General features: G+C 45.0%; 14 protein-coding genes. 12 read left to right on the top strand and 2 right to left on the bottom strand.

Annotation, left to right across the window (positions count from 1 at the left end):
* Window positions 1-171: 171 nt before the first annotated feature.
* Window positions 172-879 carry a hypothetical protein gene (locus NE619_RS03530; protein WP_256130982.1) on the top strand — a complete coding sequence of 236 codons (708 nt, stop codon included), beginning with the start codon at window positions 172-174 and terminating at the stop codon, window positions 877-879.
* Window positions 880-941: 62 nt separating this feature from the next.
* Window positions 942-2363: an MFS transporter gene (locus NE619_RS03525; RefSeq protein WP_256130981.1), complete on the top strand. Its 1422-nt coding sequence runs from the start codon at window positions 942-944 to the stop codon at window positions 2361-2363.
* A 78-nt stretch (window positions 2364-2441) separates the two neighbouring features.
* Here the strand turns inward: NE619_RS03525 and NE619_RS03520 are convergent, their stop codons facing one another.
* Window positions 2442-3845, bottom strand: a complete 1404-nt coding sequence (locus NE619_RS03520; protein WP_256130980.1) for a sigma-54 interaction domain-containing protein — start codon at window positions 3843-3845, stop codon at window positions 2442-2444.
* Between the two features lie 302 nt (window positions 3846-4147).
* Here NE619_RS03520 and NE619_RS03515 point away from each other — a divergent pair, with 302 nt between their 5' ends.
* The 9 genes from NE619_RS03515 (at window position 4148) to NE619_RS03475 (ending at window position 13250) form a co-directional block, all read left to right on the top strand.
* The gene (locus NE619_RS03515) at window positions 4148-4969 is read left to right on the top strand and encodes a 3-keto-5-aminohexanoate cleavage protein (RefSeq protein ID WP_256130979.1); all 822 of its coding nucleotides are present in this window, start codon (window positions 4148-4150) and stop codon (window positions 4967-4969) included.
* Window positions 4970-4981: 12 nt separating this feature from the next.
* Window positions 4982-5929: a 3-hydroxyacyl-CoA dehydrogenase family protein gene (locus NE619_RS03510; protein WP_256130978.1), complete on the top strand. Its 948-nt coding sequence runs from the start codon at window positions 4982-4984 to the stop codon at window positions 5927-5929.
* A 17-nt stretch (window positions 5930-5946) separates the two neighbouring features.
* The gene (locus NE619_RS03505; protein WP_256130977.1) at window positions 5947-6627 is read left to right on the top strand and encodes a CoA transferase subunit A; all 681 of its coding nucleotides are present in this window, start codon (window positions 5947-5949) and stop codon (window positions 6625-6627) included.
* Entirely contained in the window at window positions 6615-7268 is a 654-nt protein-coding gene (locus tag NE619_RS03500) for a 3-oxoacid CoA-transferase subunit B (RefSeq protein ID WP_256130976.1), read from the top strand. Before NE619_RS03505 ends, NE619_RS03500 begins: the two co-directional genes overlap by 13 nt.
* Window positions 7269-7288: 20 nt before the next feature.
* Window positions 7289-8074, top strand: coding sequence for an SDR family NAD(P)-dependent oxidoreductase (locus NE619_RS03495; protein WP_256130975.1), 786 nt, complete (start codon window positions 7289-7291; stop codon window positions 8072-8074).
* Between the two features lie 24 nt (window positions 8075-8098).
* Window positions 8099-9046, top strand: a complete 948-nt coding sequence (locus NE619_RS03490) for a cyclase family protein (protein ID WP_256130974.1) — start codon at window positions 8099-8101, stop codon at window positions 9044-9046.
* Between the two features lie 221 nt (window positions 9047-9267).
* Window positions 9268-9954 (top strand): response regulator transcription factor, encoded by a 687-nt coding sequence (locus NE619_RS03485; protein WP_256130973.1) that lies wholly within the window; start codon window positions 9268-9270, stop codon window positions 9952-9954.
* A complete protein-coding gene (locus NE619_RS03480) occupies window positions 9929-11944 on the top strand; it encodes a histidine kinase dimerization/phospho-acceptor domain-containing protein (protein ID WP_256130972.1) in 2016 nt (671 codons plus the stop codon). The genes NE619_RS03485 and NE619_RS03480 overlap by 26 nt, the downstream gene beginning before the upstream one ends.
* 313 nt (window positions 11945-12257) lie before the next feature.
* Window positions 12258-13250 (top strand): DUF2156 domain-containing protein, encoded by a 993-nt coding sequence (locus NE619_RS03475; RefSeq protein WP_256130971.1) that lies wholly within the window; start codon window positions 12258-12260, stop codon window positions 13248-13250.
* A gap of 187 nt (window positions 13251-13437) precedes the next feature.
* Here the strand turns inward: NE619_RS03475 and NE619_RS03470 are convergent, their stop codons facing one another.
* Window positions 13438-15423 carry a hypothetical protein gene (locus NE619_RS03470; protein ID WP_256130970.1) on the bottom strand — a complete coding sequence of 662 codons (1986 nt, stop codon included), beginning with the start codon at window positions 15421-15423 and terminating at the stop codon, window positions 13438-13440.
* A gap of 110 nt (window positions 15424-15533) precedes the next feature.
* On the opposite strand from NE619_RS03470, the gene speC reads away from it, so the two are divergent.
* Window positions 15534-17690, top strand: a complete 2157-nt coding sequence (speC, locus tag NE619_RS03465) for an ornithine decarboxylase (protein WP_256130969.1) — start codon at window positions 15534-15536, stop codon at window positions 17688-17690.
* Window positions 17691-17730: the final 40 nt, after the last annotated feature.

Here is a 17730-nt window from a genome sequence, read left to right as displayed (position 1 = left end):
AATAAGAGGAATTCCATATGCTGAGAAGATATTTTGCTGTAAATATTCTTTTGGCATTAGACTTGCATTTAATATAGTCATTAAGAAATGAAAGGCAAGGAGGTGAACCATGCTAAAAGGGGTATGACCAAACGATAATTATTGCAAAATTAAAATTGAAGGAGAAAGAACATGTTAACAGAAATCGATAAAAAAATAAACAAGATTGGATTCGTCACAGAGATCTTCAAAGACCAAGGGCGCACCGGATATCAAATCCAAATGCTTATTCACAGCAAAGAGTATCTATTCGATACAGAAAAAGATGTATATGACTATATAGATGCTGGAAGGTATGGACAATATCCAAGCATTGTTGAGTTTTTATATATGCCGATATTTGATGAGAACGGCATTGTAAAACAGCTGATAATGGCGGATACATTTGAAAATGAAAATGGACTGCTGCAAACACATATCGAATTTGGGACATACGCAATGTTCAAATACAAGATCACGGAGGAAACGTTAAAAGTAGGCGACTTTTTTACAATTGAAGAAAATACGCTTACCTTCAATAAATATGATGAAAATAAAGACAAACTTGTTTACATGGAATATGGAGGTTCTGTACCTGCTCCCAAAAACGGAATGTCACTCAAGTTAGCCTCTGACATAGATGTCTACATTTGGGATTGGAGAAAGGCATTAAAACCATTCAGTATAACTTGCACACGAGAAGAAGCCATTGCAAACAAATTTGTAACCAGATTTCAGGTGGGGCAATTAGAAGATATTAAGCTGGGCCATTGGATTGATCTCGTTTCAACCCGTGGAGACGAAAGTGTAATTGATACCGCCGTATGCTTTATTAACAAAGCTCCAGGCTGGACTTTCTAAGCTTTCCGCTTTAGGAAAAGAAGCGTCAATTATGGACTTCTATATTTAGTAAAGGAGGAGAAATGGATAATACAGTTAAACAAAAGCCACTAACATTAAAAAATAAAATAGGATATGGAATAGGGGAATTTGGCGAATGTACAGGGTACAATCTATTTTATTTTTTCTTCTTGTTTTATCTGACCGATATCGTTGGAATTCCAGCATCTGTAGGAGGAATCATTTCCTCAATAGCAGTATTCTGGGATGCTGTTACAGACCTGGCAATTGGGTATATTTCTGATAATTTTAACAGCAAGCATGGGAGGCGGCGCCCGCTGATGATCAGTGTTGCGATCCCTTATGCAGTTGTAACATATCTAATGTTCTGCAGCTTTGATATGAGCATGAATGCAAAAATTGCTTATGCGATCATTTTATCAATTATATTTTGGACATGCTATACCGTTTATACAATTCCATATTTTGCATTAGGCGCTGAAGTGACGCAAGTATTTGAGGAAAGGACGTCGCTTCGATTATATGCAGCGGTATTTTTACACGCGGCGACAATGATTGCGTCTTCGACACCCCCGATGATCGTACAAAAATCGATCGATATGGGGATGAGCGTTCAAAGAGGTTGGAGCAACGTAGGATTGATAATAGGGCTAGTAATATTTATTGGAATTGTAATTTGTTGGATTTGTACCAGGGGAAGGGAACTGCCGGCGGAAAAAACAGTCGTGAAAAAAGAAGATAAAGTAAATATCTTTCGGACTATCGGCCAAATATTTAAGCTCAAACCTACCGTTCCTTTGGCTGTAGCCACATTCTGTGGGGCGTTTGTCTGTACAATGGCCAGCAATGGGATGGTTTACATCATGACCAATAAATTGGGTTTTAATGCGGGCAGGCAATCATTGCTTTTATTAATAATACCAGCATTGGCTATCGTATTCCTACCGCTGATCAGCGCCTTTACAAAGAGGTTTGACAAGCGAACCGTATTTATGTTTTGCTTGGGTTTTGGCGGTATCTCCTTGGCGATTTACTACTTTATCGGCATTACTGGAGTTCCAAGTCTCGTCATTTGGGGAATCTGCTATCAGGTTGCGAATTCTTCCCTCTGGGCCCTTTATTATGCGATGATGTACGACATCAGTGAAGTGGATGAATTTAAAAATGGCAAGCGGAGAGAAGGCATTATCACTGCGTCTATGGCATTCTTTCAGAAGATAGGTGGTTCCGTGGCTTTATCTGTAACAGGGTTTGTCCTTAGCTATGGCGGATATGACGGTACCCTTAATGCACAACCGGCCAGTGCGATTACGGCCATCGATTCTATTTGCACGGTTATTCCTGGAATCATATATATAATTGGATGCGTTGCTCTTATCTTTTACCCAATAACAGGGAAAAGATATAAGGCGCTCTTGACAGCTCTTGAGGCTAAAAAAACTGGCAGGGAATATTCAACAGAAGAATTTGAAAAACTGCTTTAACATTGGATTTCTAATAAAAAGGCTCTAAAAACCTCCGGACTGATGTAGTGAACCTGCATAGTCTGGAGGTTTTATGCGTTAGATTCCATATCTCTGACATTTTTTAATCAAGGTTGAATGATCGACGCCTAGAGCGGTTGCAGCCTTGCGTTTTGATCCGTTCATTTCAATCGCTTTTAAAATCATTCTTTTTTCAAGATCCTCCACTGCGCCTTTAAGAGAAAAGGAGTCGGCGGAGGTAAAAGTATGTTTAATATTCAAGACACTACTTACTAAAGCCACATCGATGACACCTGTTTTATTGACCACCACCATGCGTTCAATAATATTTTTTAGCTCCCGGATATTTCCGGGCCATTCATATTCATGAAGCAGCTGAGACGCTCCCATCGTCATAATAATATCTTTATTGTATTTGGTATTATATTTTTTTAACAATCCATCCATAAGCGGTCCTAAATCTTCGGAACGCTTTCTTAAAGGCTCAAGATGAATGGGAACCACATTTAGACGATAATAGAGGTCTTCTCGAAAATGTCCCTTTTCAATTTCCTTTTTCAGGTCCTTGTTGGTTGCGGCAATAAAGCGGACATTTAGGTCGATCGGAGCCTTGCCGCCTATTTTAGTTATCTGTCGCTCCTGCAAAACCCGGAGCATTTTTGCTTGAAGTTCTAAAGGCATATCGCCTATTTCGTCAAGGAGTAACACACCATCATTAGCGATTTCAATTAATCCGGTCTTTCCTTTTTGATTAGCACCTGTGAATGATCCGGGCTCGTAGCCAAAGAGCTCAGACTCAAGTAAATTTGCGGGGATAGCAGAACAATTAATCTTTATGAAGGGCTGCCCGTTTCGGGTGCTGTTTTTATAGATCGCATCCGCCAGAACTTCCTTACCAGTACCGCTTTCTCCCGTTATCAGTACGGTAACATCGGTGTCTGCAATGGCGGAGATGGTAGAAAATGCTTCCTTCATATTGTCGCTTTCAACAATAATATTAATATCATTCATTTGCTTCTGTCTAAGGTATTCCAGTTCCGCGCTCTCTTGATTATAAGCAACCCGGAGCGTCGCCAAATTTTCTCGCAGTTCCTCCAGCCTCTCTATATCTTTTTGGTGAGCAATGGCATATTTGATATTTCCCTCTTCATCGAGGATTGGAATTCCTGTGACATAAAGTTTCTTATTTGTCCGCGTGAGGGTTCCAATCGTTTCCGCGGTCTGTTTCGTTTTGAGGACAGTAGGTAAGACACCATTGGTATAGATATCTTCTTCCTCATTTATATCAAAAATATTTCTTCCAACAATTTCCTCAGGCTTTAAATTCCCCAAATCCAAATATTTTTGATTTACATAAAGAGTTGTGCCCTGACCATCTGTTATATAGATTGAATCAATTAGATGGTTGCAAATGTCTTCAAAATCCACAGAATTTTTTAAAGCCTGGATTTCATCATTATTAAGTGGGATGTTATTTTTCATAGAATTCTCCTTAGGAAAGGGTGGTGAAAATAATCAATATGCTGAGTATTTTTTGGTGCAAAAAATACTCAAAAAATTTTTCTTTTATAACTTGTAAGTCATTATAACAAATTTGAAGTAAAAATGCATTAGCCAAAAAAAGCATTTAAGGCGGATTGACCTTCGGTAAAGTGGAATTTGATTTTAATAGAGAAAAAGCTGGCATTGTTTTTGCATTTATAGTAAAGCGTAAAGCAAATTGAGCCTTTATGATCCCAAATGATATTGAAAGATAAAAGCTATAAAATGGAGGATAGTAAGAGATGAGTAAGAAGAAGACAATCATAACAGTTGCGCCCACCGGGGCCTGGCCATCAAAAAAAGACAACCCAAACCTGCCCCTCACGCCAAAAGAAATCGCAGATGATGTTTATGCCTGTTATCAGGCTGGAGCAGCGATTTGCCATCTTCATATGAGAGATGATCAAGGCAAAGGGACTATGGATGAGCAGCGATTTCAGGAAACGGTTAGTTTGATTAAAGCCAAATGCGATATTGTGATTAATTGTACTACCAGTGGGGATCTTAACGCTACAGATGAAACGAGAATGGCACATATAAAAAGCATTAAGCCTGAACTTGCCTCATTCGATTGTGGATCAATGAACTGGATGAACAGCAGCCTATTTATCAATCACCCTCAGTTTTTAGAAAAACTGGGACTGCTTATGGCTGAGTGTGGAACAAAACCGGAGATTGAAATTTTTGATGCGGGCATGATTTATAATTCTACCTATTATTTGAAAAAGGGAGTGCTGAAAGCCCCTTTACATTATCAATTTGTTTTAGGCGCAGCGGGAGGTATGGCTGCAACTATTGAAAATTTAGTCCATTTAAAAAGGCTGATTCCCAGAGACTCTACGTGGGCGGCGCTGGGTATTGGAAAGGGGCATGTCCCAATCATGTTGGCTACAATCGCGTTAGGCGGACATTTACGTGTAGGCATGGAAGATAATGTTTTTTTCGGCCCTGGAGAATTGGCGGATTCAAATGCTCAGTTTGTAGAAAGGGCGGCAAGAATAATTGAAATTGCGGGGAATAAGGTTGCCAGTCCGGATGATGCCAGAACAATATTGGGGGTTTAGGAGTAAATGAAAATGATTAAAAAAATTGCAGTTCTAGGTGCCGGAACGATGGGGCACGGCATAGCTGAGGCTTTTGCCATTGGAGAATATCCGGTGAATCTATATGAGCCAAGCGAGTCTATGCGAAATTGCGTTAAAGATACAATTAAAACAGAACTTGAACATCTGGCCATACAAAATTTAATTAAAACAGAAGACATCGAGAACATATTAAGGCGAATCAATCTTTTTAACGAGCTTAGTGATGCTGTTGATGACGTGGATTATGTTATAGAAGCGACGCCGGAAGTGCTGGACTTAAAACAAAGACTATTTCAAGACCTTGACCACCTCTGCAAACCTGAGACCATATTAGCATCAAATACGTCAAGTCTGCCATTAAATAAAATGCTTTTATATGTGTCTCCGGAGAGAAAAAAGAGAACAATGATTTGTCATTGGTACAGTCCGGCCCATATCATGCCTCTTGTAGAATTGTCGAGTTTTGGAAACTTACAAGAATCTGTTTATAACGAAGTTGAGCGACTATATAATAAGATCAAGAAACAAATTGTAAAGGTAAAAAAGGATGTCCCGGGACTAGTAGCAAACCGGATTCAGCAAGGCGTGGCCAGAGAAGTTTTTTCTTTAATTGAACAAGGCATCGCCTCCCCTGAGGATATAGATCGAGCTTTAAAATTTGGGCCGGCATTTCGATATGCGACTACAGGCCAGCTTGAGGTTGCGGATATGGGAGGACTGGATATCTGGACAACGGTAGGGGATAACCTTTTATCTGTTATGGATAACCGCCAGGAAGCAAACCCAATTCTTAAAGAGCTAGTAAAAAAAGGAAAATTAGGTATAAAGACAGGGGAGGGTTTCTTTACCTATTCAGATAAGGAATTGGAAGCTCAAAAAAAGAAATTTAACAATAAACTTATCATTCAGCTAAAAGCTTCACAAAATTATATAGATTAAATGAAGGAGATAATCGAATGAAAAGCAAGATAAAAAACGCCTTCGAAGCGGTAGCAGATATTAACGATGGCGCAACTGTCATGATTGGAGGATTTATGTCGTGCGGCAGTCCGGAGGTTCTGATTGATGCGCTCGTAGAAAAAAACGTCAGAAATTTAACAATCATAAGCAATGATGCGGGAATGCCAGGTAGAGGCGTCGGAAAGCTATTAACAAATGGACAGATCAAGACACTGATCGCTTCCCATGTCGGCCTTAACCCTGAAGTCGCAGAGCGAATGAACACCAATAATGAAAGCGAGCAGCTGAAGTGTATTTTAGTTCCGCAGGGCACTTTGGCAGAAAAGATACGGGCCGCTGGATGTGGCTTGGGCGGATTCTTGACACCAACGGGAGTAGGGACGATCGTTGCGGAAGGAAAAAAGGTGATTATGATGAATGGAAAGGAATATCTTTTGGAGGAACCGCTCTTTGCTGATTTTTCACTGATTCGAGGGTCTGTTGCTGATGAGTTTGGAAATATACTCTATAATGGAACTACTAGAAATTTTAACCCGCTGATGGCTATGGCGGCCAAACATGTTATAGCCGGAGCCTGTGAAATTGTAAAGACAGGCACGCTAGAGCCCAATCATATCGTAACCTCTGGCGTATTTGTTGATACCATTGTGGGAGGTGAAAAAGTATGGTCGATGTAAAGGAGAGAATCGCCAAAAGGGTTGCGTTGGAGTTTAATGATGGAGATGTGGTCAATTTGGGGATCGGGCTGCCGACAATGGTAGCCAACTATATTCCCGAGGGTGTAGATATTATCTTGCAGTCAGAAAATGGAATTATGGGTATGGGACCAGAACCAGAAAGGGGGTATGAAAATAAAGATATCATAAATGCCGGAGCACAACACGTTACTGTAAATGAAAATGCGGCATTTCTTGACAGCGCAACCTCATTTGGGCTCATACGCGGGAGTCATGTCGACGTTACGGTTTTAGGCGCGTTAGAGGTGGACAGGTACGGAAACCTGTCCAATTGGATTATTCCCGGAAAATTAGTTCCCGGCATGGGTGGAGCAATGGATTTGGTCGTGGGTGCAAAAAAAGTGATCATAGCGATGCTTCATACGCAAAAGGGAAAGCCCAAGATACTTGACCGCTGTACATTGCCATACACGGCCGTTCATGTTATTGACAAAATAATAACCGAAATGGGGGTAATGGAAATTCAAAATGAGCAAATCGTACTGACGGAAATCAATACGGATTATTCCATTGATGATATTCAAAAAGCAACTGGATGTAAAATTATAGTAAGCAAAAATTTGAGAAAGATGGATACGTAATAAGGAAAGGGAAAAAGGTGATGGATAAAAAATTTGTTTGTGATTTATTTGACGTCAAAGGAAAAGTAGCAATTATTACGGGGGCGACAGGTGCGTTGGGAAGCGCTGTAAGCTTTGGATATGGCCTGGCCGGTATGAAAATAATGGTAACCGGAAGAAATGAGGAAAAACTAAAGAGCCTTTGCGACGCTTTAAAAAAAGAAAATATCGAATGTGTTTATTCCGTAGGGAATCCTGCTGTTGAAGAGGATGTCAAACGAGTTGTTAAAGACACGGTCGAAACATTCGGAGAGGTAAATGTCCTACTCACGGCGGCAGGATACAATAACCCACAGCCTATTATTGAACAAGACCTGGAAGAATGGCAGAAAATAATGAATTCTGATGTTCAGGCAACTTGGCTGTTCTGTAAATATGCTGGAGCTGAGATGATCAGGCAGGGAAGAGGAGGGAAGGTTATATTAGTATCATCGGCCAGATCCAAAATGGGCATGGCGGGCTATACGGGCTACTGTACGGCTAAAGGCGGCATTGACTTGATGGCGCAATCGTTAGCCTGCGAATGGTCCGCAAAGTATCATATCAATGTTAATACAATTAATCCAACTGTCTTCCGGTCCGAGCTGACAGAATGGATGTTTGACCCGGATAGCCAGGTCTACAAAGATTTTCTTAAACGGCTGCCGGTTGGCCGACTGGGTGAACCGGAAGACTTTGTGGGCCCATGTATATTTTTAGCGTCCGCTGCAAGTGATTTTATGACCGGCGCGAATGTGGCAGTGGAAGGCGGATACTGGGCAAATTAATTAAAATTATGGAGGTAAAGAAGAATGAGTAAAAAAGTTTTTTTGGATTTGACACATCCATTTAGTGCGGAAACCCCTCGGTGGCCATATTTTGACAAGCCGCTTATTGACAGCAAGCATAGTATGGCTAAAGGCGGTGTCTTAACTCAGTACATTGGATGCACGATGCATACTGGTACTCACTGCGACGCGCCAAGGCACGTGATGGAGAAAGAGTTTGATGGGAAGCGAGCCCGCTATACGCATGAAATGCCGGTAGACGCATATACGGGAGATGCCGTTTGTCTTGAAATTAATATTGAGAAGTGGGGACTCATAACAGATGTGCATTTGGAAGATGCATGTAGGCGTGCGGACATTAAGCCGGAAGAATTGGAAGGCATGGTGGTTTGCCTGAACACGGGTATGCACCGGCAGTTTGATGATTCAAAAGACTATTATCATTATTCATGCGGTACGGGAGTTGAGGCAGGAAAATGGTTTGTAAAACACAAGGTAAAGTGTGTAGCCATGGATATGCAAGCATTAGATCACCCGTTACATACCGCTATGGGAAACAACGGAATGACCAGGATGAACTTATTAGGGGCATCCGGAAGGCCCATCACAGAAGAATATATTGAACAGTTTGGGGAGGAAGCTTATGCGGAATTTGACAAAGAACTGTACATTAAAATCCATGGTCAAAAGGCTTATGATGAAAAATTTGGCGATTTAGAAGCAATTGGACAATGGGGAACATGGGAACCATGTCATAAACAACTTTTGGGACATGGTATAGTAGGTGTGGAAAATTTAGGGGGAGATCTGGATAAGGTTTCGGGAAAAAGATTCCGATTCTACTGTTTCCCAATCAGATGGTATATGGGTGACGGTTCAATGGCTAGATGCGTAGCAGAAATTGATGAAGATGATATTAATGATGTGCCGGATAGAACGTATTATTATTGTGGCGTTTTACCAAAACGTTAATTGAAGCGCAAAAGACCTTACTTATTGATGAGTAGGGTCTTTTTGTTTGCCTGGGCATTGAATATGAAAAGGATATAACTCTCCGGAGCTTGCTGTGAGAAGGCAAAAGAGGTAAACTAAGAGCATTAGGCAAGAAGGAGTTAAGAAAGTTGTAAGAAAAGGGGAAGCTGTTTATTAAGAAATGCCCCGTATCATAAAGACATAAGCTGAAAGGAGCAACCATGAATATCTTAGTTTGTGATGATGATAAGGAAATTGTGAATGCCATTGAGATCTATTTGAGAAACGAGGGGTACGATGTATTCAAGGCGTACGATGGAATGGAAGCCCTGAAGGTCGTAGAAAAAGAAGAAATCCATTTGATCCTGATGGACATCATGATGCCTAAGCTGGACGGTATGAGAACAACTATGAAGATCCGGGAAGAAAAAAATATTCCTATTATTATGCTTTCCGCCAAGTCGGAGGACTATGATAAGATTACGGGACTCAACGTCGGCGCCGACGATTATATAACAAAACCGTTCAATCCTCTGGAACTGATCGCCAGGGTGAAGTCGCAGCTGAGAAGATATGTGAATCTGGGCAGTCTGGAAAAAAAGACGGGGATCTTTAAAACCGGGGGACTGGTCATCGACGATGAACAGAAGACTGTGGAGCTGGATGGAAAAAATGTGGCGGTTACGCCTATCGAGTATGGTATCCTAAAGCTTTTGACCGAACATGCGGGCAGAGTGTTTTCGATGGAACAGATCTATGAGGCGGTTTGGAATGAGCCCGCCTACAACCCGGAGAACACCGTAGCCGTACATATTCGGAGAATCAGAGAAAAAATAGAGATCAATCCTAAAAATCCAAAGTATTTAAAGGTGGTGTGGGGAATTGGATACAAAATCGAAAAAATCTAAAAACAAGGCTTTTATCGCAGCGTTTGTAGTATGCTTTCTCAGCTTTCTGGCTTCAGTCGTAGGTATAATAGGAGCATCAAGGCTGAACGCTTATTCGGGCTATGCGGATCTGTATTTTCTGGGGAATGGCGAGTTTCCCGTAGAGTTTGACTTTCTGGCGGCGCAGATGAAAATATGGCTTGTTCTGGCCATTGTGATGGGCGTGATCGCCTTGCTGTCACTGATCTATCTGGTGGTGACAGTAGGGGCGAAAGACGAGCAGGGGAAGATAGGCATCAATCGTTTTGACCGGGTATTCGCAGAGATCCAGCTGGCGGCACTGGCGATTATTCTTTTCGGCGGCGGCTCGATTGTCGTGAATGTTGTGGATAATCTGTTCGTGTCCGTCTATGGTATCGGAAATTACGCATCGTCAGCGTTTGAGATTTCAATCGATGTCATAACGGTCGTGCTCCTTGGGGGAGGCTGCGCGGCTTTGGGTCTGGGACTTGTACTGTCCTGCGTGAAAAAGGTCAAGGCCGGGGAATTCCTGGAGCGGTCCGCGTGCGGATGGCTGATCCATAAGATCTATACGGAAATCTATATGGGAGGAAGCATGATGCGCAAGGTGGTCCTGGTGGCTATTCTCATCTGTCTGCTGTCGGCGACGATATTCCTGGCGCCGGTAATGCTGATCGTGATTCTGGTCTTTGCGCCAAGATGGGTTAACAAGTACGATGAGATCAAAAAGGGAATCAAAGAAGTCAGCGAGGGAAATCTGGATTATAAGATTCCTGTGGAAGGAGAAGGGGAGCTGGATCAGCTGGCCGCCGGTATCAACGAGATATCCAAGGCTACCAGCATTGCCGTGCAGAACGAGCTGAAAAATCAGAGGATGAAAACAGATCTGATTTCAAATGTTTCCCATGACTTGAAAACGCCGCTGACCTCCATGGTGACCTATATCGACCTTCTCAAAACAGAAGGGCTGGACAGCGAAAACGCGCCGGAATATCTGGACGTTTTGGAGCAGAAAACTGAACGGCTGCGCCAGCTGACCGAAGATCTCTTCGAAGCTGCCAAGGCTTCCAGCGGCGCTATTCCGGTGCGCATGAGCCGGGTTGACCTTCTGTCCCTTGTCAATCAGGGCCTGGGCGAGCTGAACCAGCGAGTGGAAGAATCCCAACTGGACTTTATCATCAATGCTGATCACGACCGTTACTTTGTCAAAGCCGACGGGCAGCTTTTGTGGAGAGTCACCTCCAATTTGCTGAGCAATGCCCTCAAATACTCCCAGCCCCATACCAGAGTGTACATTGACTTTCGGAAACAGAAGGCCGAAAGTGGTGAGCTGGTGATTATGGAGATGAAGAATATTTCCAGACAATCGCTCAATATCGACCCTTCGGAGCTGATGGAGCGGTTCAAACGGGGCGACGAGTCCAGAACGACAGAGGGCAGCGGGCTGGGCCTGGCTATAGCCAAAGATCTGATGAAACTGATGGATGGCTGGATCGAACTGGCCATAGACGGAGATCTGTTCAAAGTGAAGGTCATGCTTTCCGCGGCGTCGGCCGATGAGCCGATTGTGATGCCGGATGATATGCCTATGGAAATGGGCCCGATGGAGGTGCCGCAGGAGCCGGAACCAGCGGCGGATGATGAATTCGCACCGGAAGATCTGGAGCCGGAAAATCTTGAGTCTGAGGAGGAGGCCCCGGAAAATTTCGAGTCAGAGGGAACGGAGCTTGGGGAATCAGAACCTGAGGAGCCGGGAACGGAAAAGCCGGAACAGGAGGAATCCGAATCGGAAGACCCGGAGCCAGAGACTACCGAACCTGACGAAACAGGGGCGGAAACCCCTGAACTGGAAGACTCGGAGCCTGATGAACCTTCTCTGGAAAACGAACCTGCATCGGAAGACGGCGCCGGGCAGCAGGGTTCTGAGCAATCGCAGGAACCGGAGGACGAGGAAGAGGCTGATTCGGAACAGGAAGCTAATAAAAAATAGACCGCTAGAACCGTTGCAAAATTACCCATATTCTTCTTAAAACAGGGGAATATGGGTAACTTTTATTTCAGGAAGCCTGCTCCCGTACTTGCTGCCGCGCAAGGCTCTCCTTTGCCAAATTTTCCGCTGCTAAATCTCCCTGCCTTTCCCGCAGCTCCATTTTTGTGTTGCTTTGCAGGGCGGATAGGTATAAAATATATAGGATGCTTTCTCAGAGCTTGGTAAAATATTCTGTTTGAGGACGATAATTCAGATTAATTGCCGATCTTTGGGGTATAAATGAGAAAGCAGACAAAAGGAGGAAGAGGAGTAGATGATGAATTGCACATTATGCAGTAAGGAACTTTGTTACGGCAAGAAAAAACGGGATTTGGATGTGTGTACGAAAAAAGCACCGGAATTGCATTTTCAGAAATTAACGATGGCGGACCAGAAAGCTCTGGAACCGTATTTTTCACTGCGGCCAAATAAAATTTGCGACAGTAGCTTTTTAGACGTCTTTCTGTGGAGCAGATCCAACCGGCTGGAATATTGTCTGATCGAAGGAGAGGCCATTCTGTGGAAGATGGAGCTGGATGGCGAAATCTACACGGTGATGCCGTCCTGCAGAGAGGAAGATCTTCCTTACTATTTTCATCTGGTGAGGAATTATTTCAACAAGGAGCTGAACTGTCCGGTAAGGATTTTCCTGGCTGATGAGGAAGCGGTGGAGTATTTGGGTCTTCGGGACGATCCATATTATCAGATCAGCGAACAGGAGGATCTGAAGGACTATTTATACGATGCCGAAAAACTGAGAACCCTTTCCGGCAGAGCGTACCACAAAAAGAAAAATCTGGTCAATAAATTTAAAAAACAATATGAAGGAAGATGGGAATACCGCAGTCTCAGCGAAAACGACGCGGAGGAGATCAAGGTTTTCCTTGAAAACTGGTACATATCCCAGAATTCGGAGGAAGAAGGGCTTGACAAGGAGAAAGAAGGAATCTGGGATGTCCTGAATAATCCCATTGTTCCGGAAATCCGCATGGGAGCCATTTATGTAGACGGCAGGATGGAAGCCTTCTCCATGGGTAATTACAATGATCTGGAGGAAATGGCGTTTATCTGTGTGGAAAAAGCAAACTCTCAAATCCCGGGACTTTATCAGGCGATCAATCAGCAGTTTGCGGAACACGAATTCCCGCAGGCCCGTGTGATTAACCGGGAAGACGATGTGGGCCTCGAGGGCCTGAGAAAAGCTAAACTCAGCTATAACCCCATTGGATACGCAAAAAAATATAAGATTGTACAGAGCTTGTACTAGTTCTGTTTCACCGCAGCCCGCAGCAGTGGGCTGCGGTAACTTTTTGCGAAAAACAGCGCGAAGTTACGCAAAGTTGTGGGTTTGCGGGCACTCGAAACCGTGAGGAGCGAAAATTTGTGCTGCAAGTCGTTTTGGAGGCCGCAGGATCGTTGAAAAGTGCGTAACTTCTCGAAAAAATCGGAGCTGTTTACCGGCTGGTTGGTTGATTGGCCGGCTGGCTGGCGGATAGGCTGCGGCCTTGCCTTTCAGTGGGCTTGCTTCTCAATGGCTTTGTGCCTATGCAAAGCCGCCCAAAAGGCAAATTGCTATTTTCATCAACACTCAGCGAAAAACCAAGTTGTTGTTGAAGGTTTTTCAAGGATACCGGGCATGGGAGCGCAGAAATTGGATCGATATGCGGCTCTAAGGAGTGAGCAGAGGCCGCAACCTTTGAAAATGCTTCAACAACGAAGCCGAAATGAGTGCATTGTTGAGCAAATATGCATATGACTGAAAAAAGACGCCGCCGCAGGGGCGAGTATATGTGAGAGCTATTCACCGCAGCCCGCAGCATTGGGCTGCGGTAACTTTTTGCGAAAAACAGCGCGAAGTTACGCAAAGTTGTGGGTTTGCGGGTACTCGAAACCGTGAGGAGCGAAAATTTGTGCTGCAAATCGTTTTGGAGGCCACGGGATCGTTGAAAAGTGCGTAACTTTTCGAAAAAATCGGGATTAGTTACCGGCTGGCCGGCTGGGTGCCTGATTGGCCGGTTGGCTGGCTGATCGGCTGCGGGCTTGCTTCCCAATGGCTTTGTGCCTATGCAAAGCCGCCCAAAAGGTAGATTGCTATTTTCATCAACATGCAGCGAAAAATCAAGCTGTTGTTGATCTTTTTTCAAGGATACCGGGCATGGGAGCACAGAAATTGGATCAATATGCGGCGCTGAGGAGTGAGCAGAGGCCGCAACCTTTGAAAATGCTTCAACAACGAAGCCGAAATGAGCGCATTGTTGAGCAAATATGCATATGACTGAAAAAAGACTCCGCCGCAGGGGCGAGTATATGTAAGAGCTATTCACCGCAGCCCGCAGCATTGGGCTGCGGTAACTTTTTGCGAAAAACAGCGCGAAGTTACGCAAAGTTGTGGGTTTGCGGGTACTCGAAACCGTGAGGAGCGAAAATTTGTGCTGCAAATCGTTTTGGAGGCCACAGGATCGTTGAAAAGTGCGTAACTTTTCGAAAAAATCGGGATTAGTTACCGGCTGGCCGGCTGGGTGCCTGATTGGCCGGTTGGCTGGCTGATCGGCTGCGGGCTTGCTCCCCAATGGCTTTGTGCCTATGAAAAGCCGCCCAAAAGGCAAATTGCGATTTTTATCAACATGCAGCGGAAAATCAAGCTGCTGTTGATCTTTTTTCAAGGATACCGGGCATGGGAGAGCGGAAATCTGATCGATATGCGGCTCCAAAGGGTGAGCAGAGGCCGCAACCTTTGAAAATACTTCAACAACGAAGCTGAAATGAGTTCGTTGTTGAGCAAATATGCATATGACTGAAAAAAGACGCCGCCGCAGGGGCGAGTATATGCGAGAGCTATTCACCGCAGCCCGCAGCATAGGGCTGCGGTAACTTTTTGTGAAAAACGGCGCGAAGTTACGCAAAGTTGTGGGTTTGCGGGCACTCGAAACCGTGAGAAGCGAAAATTTGTGCTGCAAATCGTTTTGGAGGCCGCAGGATCGTTGAAAAGTGCGTAACTTCTCGAAAAAATCGGGATTAGTTACCGGCTGGCCGGCTGGGTGCCTGATTGGCTGGTTGGCTGGCTGATCGGCTGCGGGCTTGCCTCCCAATGGCTTTGTGCCTATGCAAAGCCGGCCAAAAGGTAAATTGCGATTTTCATCAACACGCAGCGAAAAATCAAGCTGTTGTTGAAGGGTTTTTAAGGATACCGGGCATGGGAGAGCGGAAATCTGATCGATATGCGGCGCTGAGGAGTGAGCAGAGGCCGCAACCTTTGAAAATGCTTCAACAACGAAGCCGAAATGAGCGCATTGTTGAGCAAATATGCATATGACTGAAAAAAGACACTGCCGCAAGGTTGAGTATACGTGAAAGCTATTCGATGCGGCTCGTAAGCTATGCTTTGCAGCCTGTGTTCCGGCGCCCTGAGGCGCCGGTTTTTTTAAGCTAAAATTTAACATTTTTATGTGTTGACAGAACAAACGGTTCATGGTACTGTTTGGGCAGTGAGAATGATTTTTAGAGAATGCCAAGTTATTTTGTTACTGTGGTAGAGAAGGAGGGATTTTTATTGAGATCACTGAAAATTGCTTATTCGCCGGAAGTCCGGCAGTATTTCTCGACCAAACGGAACCTGGTGGAAATCAAGGATACCGATTACACGGATATCGCGGCGGCGGTAGTGTCCAATAAAGACAGGGATATCATCCGGGAGATTTATGATACTCGGTTTGAAGTTCCGGTCTTTGTTTTTTCCGAAGACGAAGAATACATCAACCAGGACCTGAGGGAAATGATCTACAGATGGGTATATGTAGGAAACCTGAACCGAGATATCATTGACAATGAGATCGAAACCGCGGCGGAGCAGTATGAATGGCGGGTGCTGCCTCCGTTTTTCGAGACGCTCAGCAACTATATCGACCTGAAAAACCAGCAGTTTAACTGCCCGGGACATCAGAGCGGCCAGTATTTCAGAAAGCATCCGGCAGGCCGGTATCTGTACGACTTTTACGGGGAAACCATTTTCCGTTCGGATATCTGTAATGCCGACGTAGCTTTAGGCGACCTGCTGATCCATGAGGGACCGGCGGAGGACGCATTGAAAAACGCAGCAAAGGTTTTCAACTCCGATAACACCTTCTTTGTAATGAACGGAACCAGCACGTCCAATATTATTGTAGCCACCGCGCTGGTGGCACCGGGAGACATGGTGCTCTTTGACCGCAACAACCATAAATCCAACTATGATGCCGCGCTGGTACAGGCCGGCGGTCTGCCGGTATACCTGGAAACCTCCCGAAACCCCTTCGGATTTATCGGCGGTATTGACGACCACTGTTTTGAGGAGGCTTATCTGAGAGAACGGATTGCCAGGATCGATCCCAAGAAGGCAGAGGAAAAGCGGCCTTTCCGCCTGGCGATCATTCAGCTGGGGACTTATGACGGCACCATTTACAATGCCCGTCAGGTGGTAGACCGGATTGGACACTTGTGCGATTACATTCTGTTCGACTCCGCATGGGTCGGATACGAACAGTTTATCCCCATGATGAGGGACTGCTCACCTCTGCTTCTGGAGCTGGGTCCGGAAGATCCGGGGATCTTTGTTACCCAGTCCGTACACAAGCAGCAGGCAGGATTTTCCCAGTCCTCCTATATACATAAAAAGGACTCCCACATCAAAGGGCAAAAGCGTTACCTGGGTTACAAGCGGTTCAACAACTCTTACCGCTCCCATTCCAGCACCAGCCCGTTTTACCCGATCTTTGCCGCGCTGGATGTAAACGCCAGGATGCAGGACCGTGAATCGGGAAAGAGGCTGTGGGCGGACTGCGTGAAGATGGGTATTGAGGCCCGCAAATCCATTCTGCGCAGCTGTACGATGCTCAGACCTTTCATCCCGCCGACCATTGACGGGAAACCGTGGGAGGAATACAGCACCGAAGAGATTGCGGGCAGTATTGAGTTCTTCCGCTTTATTCCGGGGGAAAAATGGCATTCCTTTGAAGGCTACGGAAAGGATCAGTATTTCCTCGACCCCAACAAACTGATGCTGACCACACCGGGAATCGATGCCCAAACCGGGGAATATCAGGACTTTGGAATTCCGGCCACCATTTTGGCCAGCTTCCTGCGGGATAACCGGATCATTCCGGAAAAGAACGATTTCAATTCCATCCTGTTTTTGATGACGCCGGCTGAGAGCAAAGAAAAGCTGGATTCGCTGGTGGCTCAGCTGATGCGCTTTGAGCAGCTGGTGCGCCAGAATGCTCCGGTAAGCCAGGTGATCCCGTACCTGTACTGGGATAATGAGGAACGTTACAGAGGCGTGGGAATCCGGGATCTCTGCCAGGAGATGCACGATTTCTACAAGGACCGCAACGCAAAGGAATTCCAGAGAGAGCTGTTCCGCGAGGAAACCTTCCCGCAGGTTGCCATGACGCCGTATGAAGCGGGCGTTGCTTTGATCCGCAACCGTGCGAAAATGGTAGAGATCGAAAACATCGAAGGAGAGGTGGCGCTGGAGGGAGCGCTGCCATATCCGCCGGGAATTTTCTGCGTTGCGCCGGGAGAACGCTGGAGCAAGGCAGCCGTGGAGTATTTCCTGATTCTCGAGGAAGGCATCAACCGCTTCCCGGGATTCGCGCCGGAAATCCACGGTGTATATCTGAAGAAAAAAGACGGCAGAACAAAAGCCCACGCTTATGTTCTGGATGAAGAATAAGAATGTAAAAGAACGCATACGGTTTCAAATCGTATGCGTT

Origin of the sequence: Anaerovorax odorimutans (assembly GCF_024459955.1) — a bacterium.
In the GTDB taxonomy this organism is placed as follows: domain Bacteria; phylum Bacillota; class Clostridia; order Peptostreptococcales; family Anaerovoracaceae; genus Hominibacterium; species Hominibacterium odorimutans_A.
The sequence above is the reverse complement of the archived record's forward strand: the minus strand, read 5'-3'. Positions and strand labels throughout refer to the sequence as shown.